Origin of the sequence: Desulfitobacterium sp. THU1 (genome assembly GCF_038181555.1) — a bacterium.
In the GTDB taxonomy this organism is placed as follows: Bacteria; Bacillota; Desulfitobacteriia; order Desulfitobacteriales; family Desulfitobacteriaceae; genus Desulfitobacterium.
Map to the genome: position 1 here is coordinate 1 of NZ_JBBWUA010000023.1, position 19386 is coordinate 19386.

The window sequence follows — 19386 nt, forward strand, 5'->3', positions numbered from 1 at the left end:
CCGGAGGGGTTCCACCCGTTCCCATCTCGAACACGGAAGTTAAGACCTCCAGGGCTGATGATACTTGGACCGCAGGGTCCTGGGAAAGTAAGTCGTTGCCAGATAAACGCTAAAAAGACCGTCTATTGCAGATGGTCTTTTTGCTTTTCACTAAAGTGAAAACGAGAAACGAAGTGCATGACGCTCCGGAGTACCTGGGAAAGTAATATCCACACTGCAGGGGTGTTCGTCTCCGGACGCAGTGTGGCGAAAAGAACCCTCAGCGGAAGAGTATTCTTTGTAGTTTCCGCTTCGGCGAAACAGTCCACCGGACTATTTCGTATCCGCATTTCGTGTTGCCAGATAATCAGTAGAGAGACCGTCGATTAAGATGGTCTCTTTGCTTTTCACTAGAGTGAAGACGAAAAAACAATATGTTCTCTGATTAGAGAAGGTTTTAAAATGATCGGGTAGTATGATAAGATAAGAAATGCTATCGAAATTTGATTGGAACACATGATTTTCAGAGTCTCGCGAACTTAAAAGGTAATATTAAGCAACGATCTTCTTGTGGAACATGGTCTGGATTATGGTAGGGACCCGCTAAGGAGTGGGGGGAAGATATCAATTATTTGGAGATTAAGAATATATTAGACTGATAGGGGTCAATTGGGAAATAGAGTGAGGGGAGTATGCTCGTGGTTATAGAAGTAAATATGATACAGACCGTTGCTTTAGGCGTAATTATGTTCCTCATAGGGGAAATGATTGTGAGGAGAATACCGTGGTTGCAGAAATACTGTATACCGGCTCCCGTGGTTGGCGGGTTAATCTTTGCAATATTTCATGCCTTTGGGGTACAAAGCGGAGTATTTGCTTTTGCTTTTAACCAGACCCTTAAGGACTTCTTTATGATTGGTTTTTTCTCAACTATTGGTTTTATGGCCAGCTTGAGGATTATCAAGCAAGGCGGAATTGCGATAATTATCATGCTGCTTGTTTCCATTGTCATGCTCATCATACAAAATATCTGGGGCGTGAGTATGGCAAGGTTTTTTGATTTGAATCCTTTGATTGGATTGTCAGCTGGTTCTATATCTCTGATGGGCGGGATTGGGACCGCAGCAGCTTTAGGGCCGATTATGGAAGCCAATGGTGCCGGAGGAGCACTAACTATTGCTGTGACCTCAGCTACTTTTGGGCTTGTAATGGGTGGCTTAGTTTCTGGTCCCATTGCCCGCTTCCTCATTGATAAATATGGACTCCATAGAAAAGCGGTAGCAGGGGACTCAAGGCGAAGAAACCTCCAAAAAAATTATGCAAACTTAGTAGTAGAGGATGATAATCCGGAAACGATTCGGACTAAGGATTTAAGCAATGGGTTCTTTCTTATCATGATTGCTATGGGTGTGGGTTCAATTATTTCCCTATTGATCAATAAGACCGGAATTGTTTTTCCGGCTTATATCGGAGCTATTTTAGCGGCAGCACTCATTCGGAATCTGGCTGATAGTTATCGTTTGACCTTACCACAAAGGGAGATTAGTGCTATCGGCGATGTCTTTTTAAGTATTTTTCTTGTCATGACGATTATGTCTCTAGAGATCTGGAAAATTGGCGGTATGGCCATACCCTTGTTGGTGATCTTGCTAGGTCAGGTTATTATACTTGCCCTCTACACAATCATTGTAGTCTATAACGCAACGGGCCGTGATTATGATAGCGCGGTTATGAGTGCCGGGTTCTATGGCTATGCTATGGGAGCGACTCCTAATGCAATGGCCAGTATGTCGGCTGTTGTGGAGAGGTATCGTCGGCCTTCTCCGAAAGCATACTTTACCATTCCTATTGTGGGAGGATTCGCCATTGATCTTACTATGAGTATTATCGTGGTAGGGCATATGAACTTGCTTTTGGCGGGAATTTTGTAAACAACGATAGTTATCAGAGCAGTGATTAGCCAGCAGAAATTATTTTTGCTGGCTTTGTTTTACCCGAGCACTTTATTTCCACAACAAAATGTTGAGGAAGCTAACAAAGAAGTGCTGTTTAGTAGATGCAGCAAAAAGAAGATATAATGTGCTAGAAGGCACAAGAACAAGCGATGTATTTAACTATTTTTGCGAAGGAGTGAACGTGTTGAGAAGTTATTTAGAAACTGAAAAACACCTGGTAACTTTACAAGCGGAGTCCGAAGAAAAATACCTAGCGGAGTTTAGATCTGGAAAGTATACTGTGGAGAGCCCTCTCGTTATTAAGAATCCCTATTTGATTAACCCATTGGCTGCAGTTATTTGCTTTAATACTGAAGAAGAAACGACGGCACAGATTACAGTAAAAGGTAAAGCCGTACAAGGGGACCTTACTCATATCTTCGCTGCTGCTAAAGAACATATTTTGCCTATTTACGGATTGTATGATGATTATGAGAACACCGTTGTGGTTGGCCTTGGCAATGGAAAAACTGCCGAAGTTAAAATTGAGGTTGAAGAGCTTAATGTGAATAAGGCGCAGTATTGTAAGACAACACCTGAGTACTTTGGCAAAGACTTCATGTTGATTTCAACCACGACACCGCTGATTGAATCGGCAAGAACGGTTGGCTTTGACTATGCAGGGGATTTAAGATGGGTTATCACCAATCTGCAAAGTTGGGATATCAAGAAACTTGAAAACGGAAGATTACTTTATACTTCTTATCGAACCATTCAAAAACCCTACTATACTGTTGGTGTTATGGAAATGGATTTTTGCGGTAAGATCTATAAGGAATATCGTCTCCCAGGTGGTTACCACCATGATGCCGTGGAGTTGGAGAACGGCAATATCTTAGCTGCTTCCGATAATGACTTCAACGATTCTGTAGAAGACTTTGTTGTGGAAATTGATCGTGCTACTGGAAAAGTCGTCAAGTCATGGGATCTACAAAACATTTTAGAAAGAGGCCAGGGAAAAGCCGGAGACTGGAATCACCATGATTGGTTCCATAATAATTCTGTCTGGTATGACAAACCCACCAATTCTATCACAATGTCAGGTCGTCATATGGATGCTGTAATCAACTTTAATTATGATAGCGGAAAGTTGAATTGGATTATTGGTGATCCAGAGGGCTGGAGTGCAGAATGGCAAAAATACTTCTTCAAAAATGTCACTAAGGGCGATTTTGATTGGCAATATGAGCAACATGCGGCAAGGATATTGCCGAATGGTAATGTCTTTGTTTTTGACAATGGAACCTATCGTTCGAAGAACGAGGCGACCCGTGTGGATCCGCAACAGAACTTCTCCCGTGGAGTCATCTATAAAATCGATACGGAGAAAATGGAGATCGAACAAGTATGGCAGTATGGTAAAGAAAGAGGCGCGGAATTCTACTCTCCTTATATTTGCAATGTAGATTATTATGGTGAAGGTCATTATATGGTTCACTCCGGTGGCATCGCAAGCTACAGAGGTAAACACACCGATGGCTTAGGCGCTATGCTCCTAAACAAATACAAAGATGAGCATATTCACTTGAAGCTAGAATCTACTACCGTTGAAGTACAAAATGATGAAGTAAAATATGAGTTGAATGTTCAAGGCGGTAACTACTATCGGGCCAGACGAATTAGCCCTTATGATGAGAAAACCAATCTTGTTTTGGGTAAAGGTGAGCTTCTCGGGGGCTTCGGGGTGACCCCAGAATTTATGAAAGTAAAATTCCAAGATACCAATGTAGAACTACCCGCAAAGCACAACTTTAATCCCATCCTCGAAGAAGACCGGTTAGCAATTCGTGCCAGTTTTAGGGAAGGATCGCAAGTCATCCTTGAATTAAAGGGCGCCGAAAAATCGAAATTCTATAACATTCCTACCGAGGTCCATGATGTTACAGCGGCCTGTGTTTCCTTTGAGGAACAAAATGATAACGACTTCCAGTTCTATATCAGCAGAGAAGGATTAGCGGGCGATTTTGAAATTTATCTAAATATCGACAATAAGAGATATGACACGCACTGCTCCGTGAAAATGTAATTTGTCATAGGGAGTTTCCTTGAACCTTAGCTTAGTTACAGATACAATAAATGTAACTAAGCTAAGGAGGTCCTTACATGCGTATTCATGATTTGAGATTTTTAATCGAATTATCTCACTCAAAGTCGATTACTTTGACTTCGGAGAAAATGCATATTTCTCAGCAAGGACTGAGTCAATTGATTACGCGTGTGGAGCGAGAACTGAATGTAAAGCTCTTTAACCGAGGCCGACATGGAATTAGCCTCACGGAAGCTGGTCAGAAGGCAGTCCAAAAAGCCAAAGAGATTGTTGAAAAATATGACGAGTTAAAGGTTGAATTAGAAATTCTTGACCTACAGGGAACCTCCCCAGTTGAGGGTGATTTAATACTATCTCATTCCCATGTGTCAGGAACGACGGTGTTGCCAAAGGCTTTGAAGTTATATAAATCACGATATCCCGATGTGAACTTAACGATTTGTGAGAATGCTCCCTTTGAAACGATTGCCTTGATCAAGGAGGACCCCAGAGTCGTTGGGCTTATCAATTTTCCCGAGGCATATTATCAGGATCAGGATAAGAATGCCTGGCTTTCCAGCCCTGATCTAAGGTATAAAGAATTTTTGCGTGACGAGTTGATACTATGCGTACCAAAATCTTGGGCTTTAAGTAAGCAGCAAATGACATCGGTCAATGAGATGATTAAACTGCCGATGGTTTACTACGAAACAAGACAATATGGCGAAATTATAGCCCAATTGTTTAGCCAAGCAGATGGTCAACCTAAGGTCTTTTTAAAGACATTCAATAATGAATTATTCCGTCAAACGATTATCGACGGATTAGCTATGGGTGTTTTGTCTAGACATGAACTCAATGATAACAGGCTGCTCAGAGAATCCACCCAGCAAACTCCTCTGAGACTAACGCTGATATATACCTGGGTGAGTTCGGGAAATACCCCCGTGTCCTTCGCTGCGCAAAAGTTCTTGCAATGTTTGGAAAACTTAGCAAAGATGATAAATGAGTAATAGAAGAAGTAGTGGTCGTTTGAGCATATTAGGGAAAGAGGGAACAAGGACTTACTGATTCTCTCGATATTCCAAAGGAGAATGGACGATAATGGCATTAAGCATAGAAGAAGCTTCCTCTTTAAATACGGATACAAAGTCAAAAAACGGCAAAATCATAAACAATTATTTTGATGGTTTAGAAGTTACCTCAGTCCATAAGATTTTATTTTTTATTATTATGTTGGCCTATTTCTTCGAACAAATGGACAATTGGAACTTTGGCTTCATTGCCCCCGCTCTCATGAAGAGTTGGGGAATCACTATGGCGGATGTTGGCAAGATTAATTTTGCTTACTTCGTGGCGATGACCCTAGGAGGCTTAACAGGAGGGGTTATTTCGGACTTTATTGGACGACGAAAAACCTTTCTGGGTTCGATCCTTCTTTTCTCGATAAGTTCTATTGCCAATGGATTTGCTCCGAATGTAGAAATATTTACTTTAACCCGTGCCTTAACGGGATTTGGCATTTTCTGCATGATGGTTACTTCCCAAGTATATATTGCTGAGATAACGCCTTCAGCCACACGTGGAAAGTGGCAGAGCCTAACAGCTTCAGTTGGCTTTATGGCGGCTCCCTTAGTCGGTATTTTATGCCGTATTGTTGTCCCTATGAGTCCCGATGCCTGGCGCTATATATTCTTCGTGGGTGGATTTGGTTTGATTGGGTTCTTTATGGGCCTTAAATACCTAAAAGAATCACCACGTTGGTTAGTGGCTAAAGGAAGAATCGATGAAGCAGAAAAAGTTATCGAAGAAGTAAGCCATGTCAAAGTGGATCTAAGTGAAGCAGCTGCCAAGGTAGAGCCTAAGATTAATGTATTGGAAGTCATCATTGGCCTATTTTCCAAGAAATATATTCTGCGCACCTTTGTAATTTTTTTCTTCGTGGTCCTAACGGTACCTGCAGGCTTTGTAATCACAAACTGGACACCCACCCTCTTGAGCCAGAGAGGATTTGGGGTTGAGGATGCCTTAACGGCCTCCACATTGCTTATGTTTGGTGTCCCGGCAGGGTGTTATTTCTCTTCCTTGATTGCGGATAAAGGTGGGAGAAAAATCCCTATGGCAGCCATGGCGATTAGTGTAGCGATATTAGCCCTGATTTTTGGCAGATTAGAAGGGATGATCCCGATTATTATCTGCGGCTTCCTGCTGATTGCCGCCAACATGGCTTTGAACTTTATCACTTTCAGCTACATTGCCGAAAATTACCCAACAAAAATGAGAAATACTTCAACCGGAATTCATAATGCCTCAGGGCGATTGGCGACCGCAGCGTTACAAGTCTATGTCCCTGTTGTGTTTGCTCAATACCATTTTGCCGGGGTGTATAATATGGTTGCTATCTTGGTTTGCATTCCCGTAGCTGCCTTATTGCTATGGGGAATGAAAACAGGTGGTAAATCCCTTGAAGACATTTCCTAAATCATAAAACGATTAGGCGAAAAGATCTAATTAGAATCGTCATAAGTTAAAAAGTTTTTTATAATACAAAGAAAATCCTCCTGCCGATAAGTGGGAGGATTTCGCTATTTATTAGTCATTATTTCTTAATGACAGGAATCCAAATTTAACTTCGATGATTAGGCAAGGACACATCCTTGCTTTCATGGATATACTTTGAGCAGAGACGGTTTTCCTGAGTATTACGAGTGATAATACATAAAATGGGTAACCTAGATGAGTGACAAGTCAGTCACTGGAACGGAGCACAGAGAGATAATTAGAGAGCTATAGAAAGGCTATAAGGGAGTGTAAACCCATGAAGATCGTCCATGCCCAAGGAAAGTATAGTTTGGATAAGCAGCACGAAACTCCTCCATCCTATTGGATTGATTCAACACCTAAGACAAACTATCCCTCTTTGAGGGAAGATATAGCTGTAGATGTAGCAATCATCGGCGGAGGAATGGCGGGAATTAGCTCAGCATACCTTCTCACTCAGGAAGGACTTAAAGTAGCAGTACTCGAAGCAGATCATATCCTCCAAGGCACGACAGGGCATACAACAGCAAAACTCTCATCCCAACACGGATTGATTTATGATCAGATTATTCGGCAAAGGGGAGAGGAGATAGCCAGACTCTACGCTGAAGCCAATGAATTTGCCATCGATTTCGTAGCGGAGGTGGTTCAGCAGGAAAAAATCGATTGTGATTTTAGTCGGCAATCGGCTTATATCTATACTCAACTGGAGATGAACACCGAAAAGCTTGAGAAGGAATTGAAAGCAGCCCGGCTGTGTGGGATTGATGCTCATTATGAAACGAAGCTGGCCCTTCCTTTGGACATTAAGGGAGCGCTGCGATTTGGTCAGCAGGCTCAATTCCATCCCCGCAAATATCTTCTTGCTCTAGCTCAAAGAATTACGGAAAAGGGCGGACAGATATTTGAAAACTCAGAAGTAATAGATGTTCGGGACAATGACCCTGCTACCCTCATGACACATCAAGGTTGTAAGGTCACGGCGAAATATGTCATTATGGCCTCTCACTTTCCTTTCCATATCCTACCCGGCCTTTATGTGGCCAGACTCTATCAAGAAAGAGAATATGCCGTGGTCATCAAGAGTTCGGAGGCTTTTCCTGGTGGTATATACATCAATGCGGAAGATCCAGCCCGTTCCTTGCGTGGCCTACCGACATCCGAAGGGGAGAGGATTCTTATTGTCGGAGAGAAGCATCGTACCGGACATGGGGGAAATTTGGTGGATCACTATAAGAACCTCATGGACTTTGCGCAGGAGCTATTTACCGTAGAGGAATTCCCCTACTATTGGTCCACTCAGGATTGTAGCACCTTAGATGATATTCCTTACATTGGGCAGATTAGTAAGGATAAGTCCAACATCTATATGGCGACGGGTTTTCGGAAGTGGGGGATGACCCATAGCACGGTTGCCGCTCACGTCATTCGGGATTTAATCGTCAAAGGGGATTCGCCTTGGAAAGCTGTCTATTCCCCCTCCCGTGAAATAACCTTGAATTCAGTCACAGGTTTTGCCGCCAATAGCTCGGTGTTAGTCTTTGACTTTATTTCGGGCAAGCTCATACGTGGTAAGGAAGTTTATGCCTTAAGTCCTGGGGAGGCGGTCATAGCCAATATTGAGGGGCGTCGGGTGGGAATCTATATGGACTCAGAAAGTAATATCCATAAGGTAGACACTACCTGCCCACATCTGGGTTGCGAAGTGCAGTGGAATGATGCGGAGCTGTCTTGGGATTGTCCTTGCCATGGATCGCGCTACGATGTGGATGGCAATCCGCTTGAAGGGCCGACGTTAAAGCCTTTAGAAAGAATTGACTTGTAAAAACAACAATTAAGGGGTAAGAAATTGAACAGATAGAAAAGAACCGGGGCATTGTGAATTGCCCCGGTTCTTCTGCAACGGCAATGATAGTCAGGTTATATTCGTATCCGCCCGCTGTAATGGCAAAACCATTTTTACCGGTAACAATGACAATAGCAACGAACATAGTTCCAACGATTAAAAGTGAAGCCAGAGGCATGAATACGCCAGCGGCAAACAATAAGCCTCCAAACAATTCACCAAGTCCAGCGAGTACGGCCATAGGGACAACGGATCTTACACAATTTTCCATGAAAGAAAGGGTTCACAATTTCAAGATAGGCTCATAAAATACAACAAGGATACACAATAAAATTCAAGGAGGTTTAGACAAAACTGAATAAAGGGAGCATAGACTCAATTATTAATTTTCTGAAACCTAGAAAGATTTTCTATTTTGAGGCAGGTTTTTTAGGAATTCGTCACGAATTATGTAGTGTCATGAGGTTTGGACCTAATCGGGATGCTGTCGTAGTTTAGACGGCCTAAAAGTAGCCCAGCGGGTTAACTGGACTAAATTCAAATAAAGGAGGGTGGCTAAGGTCATCGCGAGAGTACAAAAATGGTGTTTTAGCACCCCGAGTATCTCCTACCCCAATTAGGCAGGGAAGGAGGGATTTCGTGTGGAAAGCAAATCTAGTCTTGATGCGAAATCTATCGGTTTTATCTTGGCTGTTGTAGCCGTTGCTGCAGTCGTTTTATTTATGACTCTCACCTAATGAGGGTGATGAAAAGCTGCCAATTATCTTATCTATGATGAGGTTGTTGGCAGTTTTTTTTTACTCATTATAAATGACAGAATATATTGATTAAATATATGGGTAGATTATATTGGCAGATCGAAGTTTGTCGGGTAGAATTGAGGTAACCTATAAAAGGAGTGGAGCGAATTTAATGAATCTTAATATATGGTATATTTTAGTGAGCGTTGCTTTTATTGCGGCTGGAATTTATAAAGGTGTAAACGGGAACTTGACTTCTGGTTTGATATGGGTTGTAATCGGAGTTCTATTTGGACTATTAGCTCGTGCGGATAAGAAAAAATGAGCTTATAGAGTTAAAAGTAGAGAAAAAATAATAATATTAAGAATTTTTCGGTAAAGAAGGAATATTGGGAATCTTAGCGAATATAATAATATACCACAACGCGGCAATAGACGTACTAGGAGATGTAAAAGGAAAGATCTCATAACGACTCTTGCAACACTGTCAACATGTTCCGAACTCCCCATTATGTAAGAAGAGGAGGGACCTACATGCTCGATAAGCTGCATCTGGACGTAAAATCAGGATTTTTCGTTCTGGCGCTACTCGCAGTCACTGTATTCACGCTTATGGCCTTCGTTGGCTAACCGAATGTAATGAAAGAAACCGTCACCATCTATTGCAGATGGGGCGGTTTCCTTTGTTTGCCTATTCATGTATGCCTATTTGTGTAAAAATTAATGTCAGTTAGATTTTGTCTACAGGGTGCTTTTCCTTTTCATGGGAAGCAGCATCAAACTCAAAACGGAATTTTTGGTTACAGAAAGTGCAATAAACGAATTTACCGTCCTCTGAAAATCTGGGCAAAGGGATCCACCTCCTTAGAACTATCCTGCCCAAAAAATGGTATTATCATACGGAATAGGTCAAATTCTCTAATGTGCAACTATGACATATTCTGTTAGCAAGAGGTGAATGATAATGCTGAATCGATTGCTTCGCGAATTAAGAATCGAACTTTACTGGATGAAGAAAGTAATAATCCGACGTTGGCAGTTGGATACTCCTATAGGAGTAGCAGGTATCATTACCCTGCTCTCGGGCTTAGGGCTTTTTCTACTTATTGGACAAGGAATTGCTAAGGTATTTAGAGCAGCCATCCCTTGGGTTGCAGGAACTTCAGTGGGGACGATTTATTGGTCCTCGATCGGGTTTGCTCTCAAAGCAAGCTGCTTGTTTCTTCTTTTTTCAGCATCTCTAGTGGTATTGCTCTGGTTAAAGAGTCGTTATCGAAGATAACATTTGAGTATAAGAATATGAACGGTAAGCATAAAGTAAAAACCCCTTGCATATAGATGATTAGGACAAGCTGAATTAATTCTTTAAAATTTGACATCTTTCTCCTTGCGCCAAAAATTAGGCTATGATATCATTGTTAGGTTAAAAGGAGGTTGGGAACGTGGATTTCATGTCTGGTGTTACCGGTTCTCACTTGTTCAATGTGATCATGATTCCAGTACAGGTTATTATCGTTTTTATGACGTTTTATTACTTTATACTCTCCATGTTCGGTTTGTTTCGGAGAACTGAGCAGAAGATTCTTACCCCTGAGAAAAGCTTTGCCTTGGTAGTGGCCGCCCATAATGAGGAGGCGGTCATCGGTCCCCTGATTGATAATCTTTTGAATTTAGAATATCCAAAAGAGCTTTACGACGTCTTCGTCGTTGCCGATAATTGCACAGATAAAACAGCCTTAATCTCCAAAAATGCTGGGGCTCTTGTTCATCAGCGTTTCAACAATGAAAAACGGGGAAAAGGTTATGCCTTGGAGTGGATGTTCCATCGCTTATTTAAGCTCGAACGACAATATGATGCTGTCATCATTTTCGACGCCGATAATCTGGTCAATGGGACCTTCCTTGTTGAAATGAACAGTAAGCTTTGCCAAGGGCATCAAATTGTACAGTGCTACTTAGATTCTAAGAATCCTTATGATACTTGGGTAACCAATACCTTCTCCATTACCTTCTGGTTATCCAATCGTCTTCTCCAGCTGGCCCGCTATAATACGGGTTTCCTTAATAATGTCTTAGGTGGAACGGGTATGTGTATCTCTACCAAGGTATTAAAGGACTTGGGCTGGGGTGCAACCTCCCTGACAGAAGACTTAGAGTTTACGATGAAGGCCTTGATTTGCGGAATTAAGACAACCTGGGCTCATGATGCCATTGTCTATGATGAGAAGCCGTTAACCTTTGTACAAGCTTGGAACCAGCGGAAGCGTTGGGCTCAAGGACAAGTGGATGTGGCTGGACGCTACTTCTTCCCACTCATCTACAAAGCCTTCAAGGAACGCAAGCTTATGTATTTTGACGCAGCCGTTCATCTGTTCCAACCGGCCTTGGTTATGATTGGAACCTTCTTTATGTTTGCTAACTTAATTTCCGGAATGCAACCCTATACCCAAGTCTTTTCGGCTGTGATGCCCTGGTCCGGGTGGCAGATTCTTTCAGCGATTCAGCTGGTTTATCCCATAACTGCATTAGCCCTTGAACGACTGCCTTGGCGAGCATATGCGGGCTTAATTCTTTATCCAATCTTTATTTATAGTTGGATTCCCATCGTTTTCTTAGGATTTATCAATCGTAAGGATAAATCCTGGTCCCATACCAAGCATACTCGCTCGATTAAGTATGATGATGTGGTTAGGGAGAAGAAGGTTTCCTCTAACTAGGCAATTTTAAGCTGGAGATCTCCATGTTGAGAGATCTCTTTCTCATATGCAAAGTCTTTTTTAAACACGAAATGAACCACCTCTATAAACAGGTAATGAAAGTGGTGAAACACATGGTGATGGAGAAAATCGCGATGATGACGGAAAAACCGGGAATCTTCATGGGGGGAGATACCCCTTATAAAGAAGCAGCTGCGGTGATTCTAGGTATTCCTATGGATTACACTGTGAGCTTTCGCCCGGGAACTCGCTTAGGTCCTTTGGCGATCCGCAATGTCTCCATGGGCATCGAAGAGTATAGTGTTTATTTGGATCGTGATCTCACAGATTATGAGTACTGTGACTGTGGAGATTTAAGCTTACCTTTTGGAAATGTTGAAAAATCTCTGCAGCTGATTGAAGAAGCCTCGCGCCAAATTATGGAGGATGGAAAGTTTCCCGTCTTCTTAGGCGGGGAACATCTGGTAACTTATCCTTTAATTAAGCCCTTCATGGAAAAGTATCCCGAGCTGCGGGTGATTCATTTTGATGCTCATGCCGATTTAAGGACGGATTATTACGGTGAGCCCAATTCTCATGCCACGGTCATGCGCAAAATATCGGAAGATTTGGGACCGAAGCGCGTGTACCAGTTTGGTATACGTTCCGGCACAAAGGATGAATTCCTCTATGCCAAGCAACATAACCATCTGGTGGTAGAAGAGGTTCTAGAGCCTCTAAGAGAAGTGCTTCCAGAGCTCAAGGGCAAGCCTGTCTATGTGACTTTAGATATCGATGTAGTGGACCCTGCCTTCGCTCCGGGGACAGGAACTCAAGAACCTGGAGGTTGCACCTCCCGAGAAATCATTAAAGCGATTCATGCCCTTGGAGAGCTGGATGTGGTCGGCTTTGATCTGGTGGAAGTCTCACCGCTTACGGATTCGAGTGAGCGTACGGCACTATTGGCAGCTAAGATTGTGCGCGAGGCAATTTTAAGCTTTGTTAAAATAAGTTAAGCTAGGAATAATCGAAAAACCTTTGACATCAAGGCGTTTATTGTGTATACTAAAATTCGTCAGTTGACGCGGGCGATTAGCTCAGCTGGGAGAGCGCCTGCCTTACAAGCAGGATGTCGGCGGTTCGATCCCGTCATCGCCCACCAAATTCAACATTGTACGGCCCCGTGGTGTAGTGGTTAACATGCCTGCCTGTCACGCAGGAGATCGTCGGTTCAAGTCCGATCGGGGTCGCCATTCTTGCCTTGGTAGCTCAGTCGGTAGAGCAGAGGACTGAAAATCCTCGTGTCGGCGGTTCGATTCCGTCCTAAGGCACCATTCATGCGGGTGTAACTCAGTGGTAGAGTGTCACCTTGCCAAGGTGAAAGTCGCGAGTTCGAATCTCGTCACCCGCTCCACTAATTTGGCGGCATAGCCAAGTGGTAAGGCAGAGGTCTGCAAAACCTTTATCCCCAGTTCAAATCTGGGTGCCGCCTCCAAATTTAACCAATTTTGCCGATGTGGCGGAACTGGCAGACGCACGGGACTTAAAATCCCGCGGTCCTTAAAGACCGTACCGGTTCGATTCCGGTCATCGGCACCATTTATTTTTGGGTTTGTAGCTCAGCTGGTTAGAGTACCGCGTTGACATCGCGGGGGTCGGAGGTTCGAGTCCTCTCAAACCCACCATAAGGAAAAACTTCGAGAACCATGTAATTCCATGACGGATTACATGGTTCTTTATTTTTATCTGCGGAAAGTCTCGACGAGGGCGAGCAATCAATTCCATTTAGGGGTCAAGAAAAAGTCGCGAATGTTCCGATGCCTTTTATGAAAAATTAATAAAAAGATCTTCATTCTATAATACTAGTTTACTATGGTTAAGATATAATAAAGGTATGTTTTTCCAGAAGGTTATAACAATAATTAAAAAGAGATATTCGAGTAGAATAAAAATTTACGGAGGTTTCTATGAAACTTACCAAAGAGGAAAAATCCTGGATTTTATATGACTGTGGCAATTCGGCCTATAGTATGGCAGTCACTACCGCTCTGTTACCGGTGATCTTTAGCATGTTTAATAATGTGAATAACAGCATGGACCTAGGTTACTTTAATTCCATAGCCAGTATCCTGGTGGCGGTGCTGAGCCCTATTTTAGGAACTATCGCTGATTATAAGGATAAGAAGAAGCGCTTTTTCATCTTTTTTGCCTTTCTGGGTATGCTCTTTACCGCCTCTTTGGCCTTTGTACCTCCGGCCAGCGGACTATGGCAGCTGCTGGCGGTATTCTATATCCTTTCCGCTATTGGGTTTGCCGGAGCGAATATTTTTTACGACTCATTTTTAGTGGATGTCACCACGGATGAGCGTATGGATAAGGTTTCGACCCGAGGCTTCGCCTTTGGTTATATTTGCAGTGTTATTCCCTTCGGTATCAGTCTGGCTTTAATTTTCTTGTTGGGAATGGATAAAGTCTTGGGCTATCAGGTGGGATTCATCATCACGGCCATTTGGTGGGGTCTATTAACACTTCCGTTAATCCGCAACGTTAGGCAAACCCATTTTATTGAGCCTGAACCTCGACCGGTTCTTAATAGCTTTAAAAGGCTAGGGGTAACCTTTAAGAACATTCGACAGCATAAGCTTGTTTTTGTTTTCTTACTGGCGTATTTTCTCTACATTGATGGGGTAGATACTATTATAAAAATGGTTGTACCTTATGCCACGGGAGTTTTAGGCAACAATGCCCTGGATACCTTTACTTTACTGGGCATATTGTTAGTGATCCAGATTATTGCCTTTCCTTGTGCTATTCTTTATGGGAATCTGGCCCAAAGATTTTCCACGCGGACTATGATTATCGTCGGCATTACGACCTATATTATTGCCTGCTTTGCTGCGTATTTCATTTCCTCGGTGTGGCATATTTTTATCCTCGGCGCTCTGATTGGTTCTGCCCAGGGAGGAATCCAAGCTCTCAGTCGCTCCTATTATGCCAAAATTATTCCTAAGCAGAATTCCAATGAGTTTTTTGGCTTTTATAATATTTTTGGTAAGTTTGCTGCTATCATTGGACCGTTTATGATGGCCTTGACCACAACCCTGACGGGAAACCCCCGCTACAGCATTTTTGCAGTGGTTCCTCTTTTCGTCGCCGGACTTTTGGTGTTCCTGACTTTGCCTAAAGACCCAATGGAGGTGCTGTAATGCTCGCCAAACATGTGATCCTCATATCTTATGATGCCTTTTCCGAAGAGAATTGGGAAAGGGCTAAAACCTTGCCTAATATGGCCAAGCTAATTAAAGCTGGGTCCTACAGCACGAAGCTAAGGAGTGTTTACCCAACCCTTACCTATACGGTCCATACCACCATGGTGACCGGAGTTTATCCGGATAAGCATGGTGTATTTCATAATAATCCTCTCCAGCCCTTTGTGAAGGAAAAGGAGCAGGAGTGGTTCTGGTATCGCAAGGCCATCAAGGTTCCCACAATTTATGAGGCGGTTCGGCAAAATAAGATGAGTACAGCAGGACTTCTCTGGCCTGTGTCGGGTAAAGCGGATATCAACTATAACCTGCCGGAGGTGCATGCCCTCCCGAACGAAAATCTTGGCCTAAAGGTCTTAAGAAGCGGCAGCCCACTGTTTGGCATCGGCCTCGAGCTGAAATATGGTCGTTATCGAAAGGGCATTCAGCAACCCTACTTGGATGACTTTACAACCTTATGTGCCACGGATACCATCAAGAGAAAAAAACCCAACCTATTACTTATGCATCTGATCAATCTGGACGATATCAAGCACAGCTTAGGCACGGACAGTGTGGAAGTCGAGGCGACCCTCTTACGCATGGACCAAAGATTGGGTAAGATCATGGAAGCCGTTGGGGAAGCGGGGATTCAAGAGGATACGGTGATCCTGGTCGTTGGGGATCATGGCCAATTTAATGTGGACTATAAAGTTCGCTTAAATAAGCTGCTACAAGAGCAGGGGCTAATCTATACAGAAAAGGGTGAAATGAAGTGGCGAGCCTACCTCCAAAGTACAGGGGGAGCGGCGTATCTCCATGTGAAGGAAGGCGATGAGGAAGCAGAAAAAATCGCCATAACCACTTTGCAAGCGGCCATGGCGAAGGAGCAATACGGAATTGAACGCATATTTTCCAGACAAGAGTTGGATGGCCTCCATGTAGAGGGCTCTATCAACACGATGGTTGAAGCTAAGGTTGGTTACAGCTTTGAGGACATACTGGAAGATCCTATCCTGCTTGATCTACGGGAAAATAACATCAAATATGCAACCCATGGCTATTCACCCGATAAGAAAAACTATAGATGTGTCTTTGTTGCTTCCGGTCCTGGTATTAAAGACGATTACCTCTTGGGGGATATAGAGATGGTCGACATAGCTCCTACCATCGGCAGAATCTTAAGGGTAGGGATGAAGAACTGTGACGGGAGAGTATTAGAGGAGATATTCGCATAGATATATCTCCACTTAGATAACCCTTCGCTCGGACATATTTCATAGACACACCATATAGACATATCCCTTAGATGCACTTCTTAGGCACATCTCCTAGACACACATCGTACACACACCTTCAGACCTTATTTTCCCCCGCGCAGAATAGAGCCGAGAATGCCCCGGACCAATTCTCTGCCGACTTGGCGTCCCAGAGTATCTGCGGCAGATTTGGCCATTTTTTCGATCATGGAAGCGGGCCTGCGACCGGAGGTCGTGCGTCTTCTGGAGTTTGTTCGAGAAGAGGTGCTTCGGGCTTTTTTTGCTTCTTGCCTAGCCTCTTCCTCGTCCTGCTCTAGCTCCTTTGCCAGTTTAGCTTCTTGTTCTGCTCTCTTATGTAAATGCTCGTAAGCGGAATCTCGATCAACGGCTTCTTCATACTTATCTCTCAGGGGGGATTTGGCATACTCTTTCTCCCGTTTCTGTTGGGAAACCGGACCGATCAGACTGTGGGGTGGCAAGATAATGGCCTTTTCCACCACAGAGGGTCGGCCCTTTTCATCTAAGAAGGAGACCAAAGCCTCTCCGACACCTAACTCGGTAATGACCTGCTCTACGGAGAAATCAGGGTTTTGGCGGAAGGTTTCTGCGGCGGCTCGGATGGCTTTTTGATCTTTGGGGGTGTAACCACGCAGAGCGTGCTGGACTCGGTTTCCTAATTGCCCGAGAATGCTATCGGGAATATCGATGGGATTTTGGGTGATGAAATAAACCCCAACCCCTTTGGAACGGATGAGACGGACGACCTGCTCGATCTTATCCAGTAGTATTTTCGGAGCATCATCAAATAAGAGATGAGCTTCATCGAAGAAAAAGGCCATCTTGGGCTTTTCCAGATCACCGACCTCGGGAAGCTCTTCAAAAAGCTCCGAGAGAAGCCAGAGCAAAAAGGTAGAATAAAGAGCGGGGGCCAAAAATAGTTTATCACTGGCTAGGATATTGATCGTGCCTAAACCATGGGCGTCGGTTTGAATTAAATCCCTGATGTCCATGGCGGGTTCGCCAAAAAAGATATCTCCACCCTGCTCTTCAATGACTAGCAGAGAACGTTGGATGGCGCCGATCGATTGCTTGGACACTGTGCCATATTCCACCGTGTATTCTTGGGCGTTCTCTGCTACATAAGCCAGCATAGATTTTAGGTCTTTGATGTCAAGGAGCAGTAAGCCCATGTCATCGGCGATGCGGAACACCAAATTCAGGACTCCGCTTTGGACTTCATTTAAATTAAGTAATCTAGAGAGGAGAAGAGGTCCCATTTCGGAAATCGTCGTCCGAACGGGTAGGCCTTGTTCCCCGAAGACATCCCAGAACTGAACGGGGTAGCCTTGAAAGGAAAAGTTCTCTAAACCAAGCTTCTGGATTCTTTCCTGCATTTTGGGTTTATCTTCCCCTGCTTCACAGAGTCCTGACAGATCCCCTTTAATATCGGAAAGAAATACCGGTACACCAATCGAGCTGAAGGATTCGGCGATGACTTGAAGGGTGACGGTTTTCCCTGTGCCCGTGGCACCGGTAATCAAACCATGGCGGTTGGCCATTGGGGGTAGGAGATATTGTTCGCTAGCTCCTTTGGCTATGAGCAATCTATTATCTGACATGTCGACACTCCTTTGCTCGTTTTTCAAGTTACTTCTTTTAAATCTTGCCTTTTTAAGATGTTGCTATTCACTTTTATGTTTTAAGATAGTGGTGTGATTCTATGATAGTGGCTCCTTTGATTTTAGTAATCATTTCTTAGTAATAACTTCGACGGTTAAACATAAAATCCTACAAGCCTAGGGTGGATCATCATTTCACTTTCAGAAGGTATAACGACCTTGCATACTATTCTCTAGCATAAGGGCAACCAACACTTTCACCGATGCAAGTATAAAAAAAGCCTAGCGAAGCCGAGTTTTCTTTATCTGCGTAGGGGCCTTTTGAGAGTGTTTTCGAGGTCTTCGGTTCTTCGATGGACTTAATGGATAATTTATGGTAAAGTAAATATATATATTTTATATGAATTATCATAAGGCGCTGAATTCGTAAGGAAGCGGGGGAACCACTTTTTGGGGTGAATCTAATCTACATAGAAGGGGCAGCTACTCCTAACCCGACAGCTAACCTCGTAAGCATAAAGCCACAAAACGTCGTGTTGGTAAGCACGGCAGTTTTGTGGCTTTCAATTCATCTATCTATCTATTAAGTTAATTCGTTTATTGTTCATTTTATATATTTATTTGATGTTCGTTTGTTTGCTCAATTCTTAGCTTACCCAGTTTATTCCTTATCCCAGATTTCTGACTCGGAGCCGGGCCCGGTGATATTGACGTTTTGCATAGAGTGGGCGTAGTCGTCGGTGACATGAATCTGGATGGTTCCCTGTTCGTTGATAAAGCGGAAAACACCGTTGTTGAAGTCAGTGCCTGTTTCTTTGAAGAAGATACCCTCGTAGGTGACGTCCTTGGTGTAATCAAAGCTGAGGCGATATTTTTCGCCTTCTTGAACGAGATAAGCACGGACACCCTTTTGGAAATAACCTTCTTTGTCTTCGATAGCTCGAGCTTCAGAGATGATGTGTAGGTCAATAAAGGGGATTTCGCGAAGGAGAACGTTGATAATGGAGCCCTTGGTGATCTCTTGCCAACGGTTTTGGGCAGTCTGACCAAGGATGATTTGGGTGATGTTGTTTTCTCTAGCCACCTCGGCAATGACCTTGGTAACGGGCCGTTTTTCATTATCTCTTATAATATATTCTTCAGCATTATGCTCTTTAGCTAATTGCTTCCAACGATTGATATAGTCGGATTTTTCCGCATCGAATTCTTCAAAGGGCAACGGGTCCACAGTGAGGATATAGAGAGGGCAATCCAACATGCTAGCAATCTTACATCCGCGGCGAATTAAACGTTCACCATTGGGGCCATAATACACGCAGACGAGGATGCCTTCATCCATACGTGTTCTTAAGGTTTTCATTTTAAACTTTTCCTCCGATTTTTACATCATGATTATATAGTTCTGATTATATAGTATCTAATATATCTTATTATTTAATTA

Annotated in this window: 13 protein-coding genes, 7 tRNA genes, 1 rRNA gene, 1 pseudogene and 1 riboswitch; of the genes and pseudogenes, 18 read left to right on the top strand and 4 right to left on the bottom strand. The window is 43.3% G+C overall.

Features of this window, described 5'->3' with window-relative positions; all coding sequences use genetic code 11:
* Window positions 1-104: ribosomal RNA gene (rrf, locus tag AAC978_RS14215) — 5S ribosomal RNA — on the top strand; the annotation flags it as partial.
* An 18-nt stretch (window positions 105-122) separates the two neighbouring features.
* On the opposite strand, the gene AAC978_RS14220 is transcribed toward rrf, so the two are convergent.
* Window positions 123-329 carry a hypothetical protein gene (locus AAC978_RS14220; protein WP_341548735.1) on the bottom strand — a complete coding sequence of 69 codons (207 nt, stop codon included), beginning with the start codon at window positions 327-329 and terminating at the stop codon, window positions 123-125.
* A gap of 342 nt (window positions 330-671) precedes the next feature.
* Between AAC978_RS14220 and gltS the strand changes: the two genes are divergently transcribed.
* The 5 genes from gltS to AAC978_RS14245 all read left to right on the top strand — a co-directional run bounded on the left by gltS (window position 672) and on the right by AAC978_RS14245 (window position 8365).
* Window positions 672-1910 carry a sodium/glutamate symporter gene (gene gltS / locus AAC978_RS14225; RefSeq protein WP_341548736.1) on the top strand — a complete coding sequence of 413 codons (1239 nt, stop codon included), beginning with the start codon at window positions 672-674 and terminating at the stop codon, window positions 1908-1910.
* Between the two features lie 208 nt (window positions 1911-2118).
* Window positions 2119-3999 carry an aryl-sulfate sulfotransferase gene (locus tag AAC978_RS14230; protein ID WP_341548737.1) on the top strand — a complete coding sequence of 627 codons (1881 nt, stop codon included), beginning with the start codon at window positions 2119-2121 and terminating at the stop codon, window positions 3997-3999.
* A 77-nt stretch (window positions 4000-4076) separates the two neighbouring features.
* The gene (locus AAC978_RS14235; protein WP_341548738.1) at window positions 4077-5012 is read left to right on the top strand and encodes a LysR family transcriptional regulator; all 936 of its coding nucleotides are present in this window, start codon (window positions 4077-4079) and stop codon (window positions 5010-5012) included.
* Between the two features lie 91 nt (window positions 5013-5103).
* A complete protein-coding gene (locus AAC978_RS14240; protein ID WP_341548739.1) occupies window positions 5104-6480 on the top strand; it encodes an MFS transporter in 1377 nt (458 codons plus the stop codon).
* Window positions 6481-6817: 337 nt separating this feature from the next.
* A complete protein-coding gene (locus AAC978_RS14245) occupies window positions 6818-8365 on the top strand; it encodes an FAD-dependent oxidoreductase (RefSeq protein ID WP_341548740.1) in 1548 nt (515 codons plus the stop codon).
* 151 nt (window positions 8366-8516) lie between these two features.
* Here AAC978_RS14245 and AAC978_RS14250 read toward each other — a convergent pair.
* A pseudogene (locus AAC978_RS14250) lies at window positions 8517-8657 on the bottom strand (DoxX family membrane protein); the annotation flags it as partial.
* Window positions 8658-10090: 1433 nt separating this feature from the next.
* On the opposite strand from AAC978_RS14250, the gene AAC978_RS14255 reads away from it, so the two are divergent.
* From AAC978_RS14255 to AAC978_RS14310, 12 genes are all read left to right on the top strand, one after another.
* On the top strand, window positions 10091-10408 hold the full coding sequence (locus AAC978_RS14255) for a hypothetical protein (protein WP_341548741.1): 318 nt from the start codon (window positions 10091-10093) through the stop codon (window positions 10406-10408).
* 160 nt (window positions 10409-10568) lie between these two features.
* Window positions 10569-11843 carry a glycosyltransferase family 2 protein gene (locus AAC978_RS14260; protein ID WP_341548742.1) on the top strand — a complete coding sequence of 425 codons (1275 nt, stop codon included), beginning with the start codon at window positions 10569-10571 and terminating at the stop codon, window positions 11841-11843.
* Window positions 11844-11977: 134 nt separating this feature from the next.
* Window positions 11978-12838, top strand: a complete 861-nt coding sequence (gene speB, locus AAC978_RS14265; RefSeq protein WP_445900313.1) for an agmatinase — start codon at window positions 11978-11980, stop codon at window positions 12836-12838.
* Between the two features lie 70 nt (window positions 12839-12908).
* Window positions 12909-12984 (top strand) — tRNA-Val (locus AAC978_RS14270).
* Between the two features lie 15 nt (window positions 12985-12999).
* A tRNA-Asp gene (locus tag AAC978_RS14275) sits at window positions 13000-13075 on the top strand.
* 5 nt (window positions 13076-13080) lie between these two features.
* Window positions 13081-13156 (top strand) — tRNA-Phe (locus AAC978_RS14280).
* Window positions 13157-13161: 5 nt separating this feature from the next.
* Window positions 13162-13236: transfer RNA gene (locus AAC978_RS14285), tRNA-Gly, on the top strand.
* A 7-nt stretch (window positions 13237-13243) separates the two neighbouring features.
* Window positions 13244-13317: transfer RNA gene (locus AAC978_RS14290), tRNA-Cys, on the top strand.
* A 15-nt stretch (window positions 13318-13332) separates the two neighbouring features.
* A tRNA-Leu gene (locus AAC978_RS14295) sits at window positions 13333-13421 on the top strand.
* 9 nt (window positions 13422-13430) lie between these two features.
* Window positions 13431-13507: transfer RNA gene (locus AAC978_RS14300), tRNA-Val, on the top strand.
* A 282-nt stretch (window positions 13508-13789) separates the two neighbouring features.
* Window positions 13790-15028 (top strand): MFS transporter, encoded by a 1239-nt coding sequence (locus tag AAC978_RS14305; RefSeq protein ID WP_341548743.1) that lies wholly within the window; start codon window positions 13790-13792, stop codon window positions 15026-15028.
* Window positions 15028-16305 (top strand): alkaline phosphatase family protein, encoded by a 1278-nt coding sequence (locus AAC978_RS14310; RefSeq protein WP_341548744.1) that lies wholly within the window; start codon window positions 15028-15030, stop codon window positions 16303-16305. The genes AAC978_RS14305 and AAC978_RS14310 overlap by 1 nt, the downstream gene beginning before the upstream one ends.
* A 125-nt stretch (window positions 16306-16430) precedes the next feature.
* Here AAC978_RS14310 and AAC978_RS14315 read toward each other — a convergent pair whose 3' ends face one another.
* Both AAC978_RS14315 and AAC978_RS14320 read right to left on the bottom strand, forming a co-directional pair.
* Window positions 16431-17945: a helicase HerA-like domain-containing protein gene (locus AAC978_RS14315; protein ID WP_341548745.1), complete on the bottom strand. Its 1515-nt coding sequence runs from the start codon at window positions 17943-17945 to the stop codon at window positions 16431-16433.
* A 406-nt stretch (window positions 17946-18351) separates the two neighbouring features.
* A riboswitch (cyclic di-AMP (ydaO/yuaA leader) is annotated at window positions 18352-18475 on the top strand.
* 131 nt (window positions 18476-18606) lie between these two features.
* On the bottom strand, window positions 18607-19305 hold the full coding sequence (locus AAC978_RS14320; RefSeq protein ID WP_341548746.1) for a universal stress protein: 699 nt from the start codon (window positions 19303-19305) through the stop codon (window positions 18607-18609).
* Window positions 19306-19386: the final 81 nt, after the last annotated feature.

Excerpts from the sequence above, each read along its gene's own strand:
- AAC978_RS14255 (WP_341548741.1), top strand. The coding sequence starts at position 10,091 with ATGCTGAATCGATTGCTTCGCGAATTAAGAATCGAACTTTACTGGATG.
- speB (WP_445900313.1), top strand. The coding sequence starts at position 11,978 with ATGATGACGGAAAAACCGGGAATCTTCATGGGGGGAGATACCCCTTAT.
- AAC978_RS14310 (WP_341548744.1), top strand. The coding sequence starts at position 15,028 with ATGCTCGCCAAACATGTGATCCTCATATCTTATGATGCCTTTTCCGAA.
- AAC978_RS14240 (WP_341548739.1), top strand. The coding sequence starts at position 5,104 with ATGGCATTAAGCATAGAAGAAGCTTCCTCTTTAAATACGGATACAAAG.
- gltS (WP_341548736.1), top strand. The coding sequence starts at position 672 with ATGCTCGTGGTTATAGAAGTAAATATGATACAGACCGTTGCTTTAGGC.
- AAC978_RS14235 (WP_341548738.1), top strand. The coding sequence starts at position 4,077 with ATGCGTATTCATGATTTGAGATTTTTAATCGAATTATCTCACTCAAAG.
- AAC978_RS14315 (WP_341548745.1), bottom strand. The coding sequence starts at position 17,945 with ATGTCAGATAATAGATTGCTCATAGCCAAAGGAGCTAGCGAACAATAT.
- AAC978_RS14305 (WP_341548743.1), top strand. The coding sequence starts at position 13,790 with ATGAAACTTACCAAAGAGGAAAAATCCTGGATTTTATATGACTGTGGC.
- AAC978_RS14245 (WP_341548740.1), top strand. The coding sequence starts at position 6,818 with ATGAAGATCGTCCATGCCCAAGGAAAGTATAGTTTGGATAAGCAGCAC.
- AAC978_RS14220 (WP_341548735.1), bottom strand. The coding sequence starts at position 329 with ATGCGGATACGAAATAGTCCGGTGGACTGTTTCGCCGAAGCGGAAACT.
- AAC978_RS14320 (WP_341548746.1), bottom strand. The coding sequence starts at position 19,305 with ATGAAAACCTTAAGAACACGTATGGATGAAGGCATCCTCGTCTGCGTG.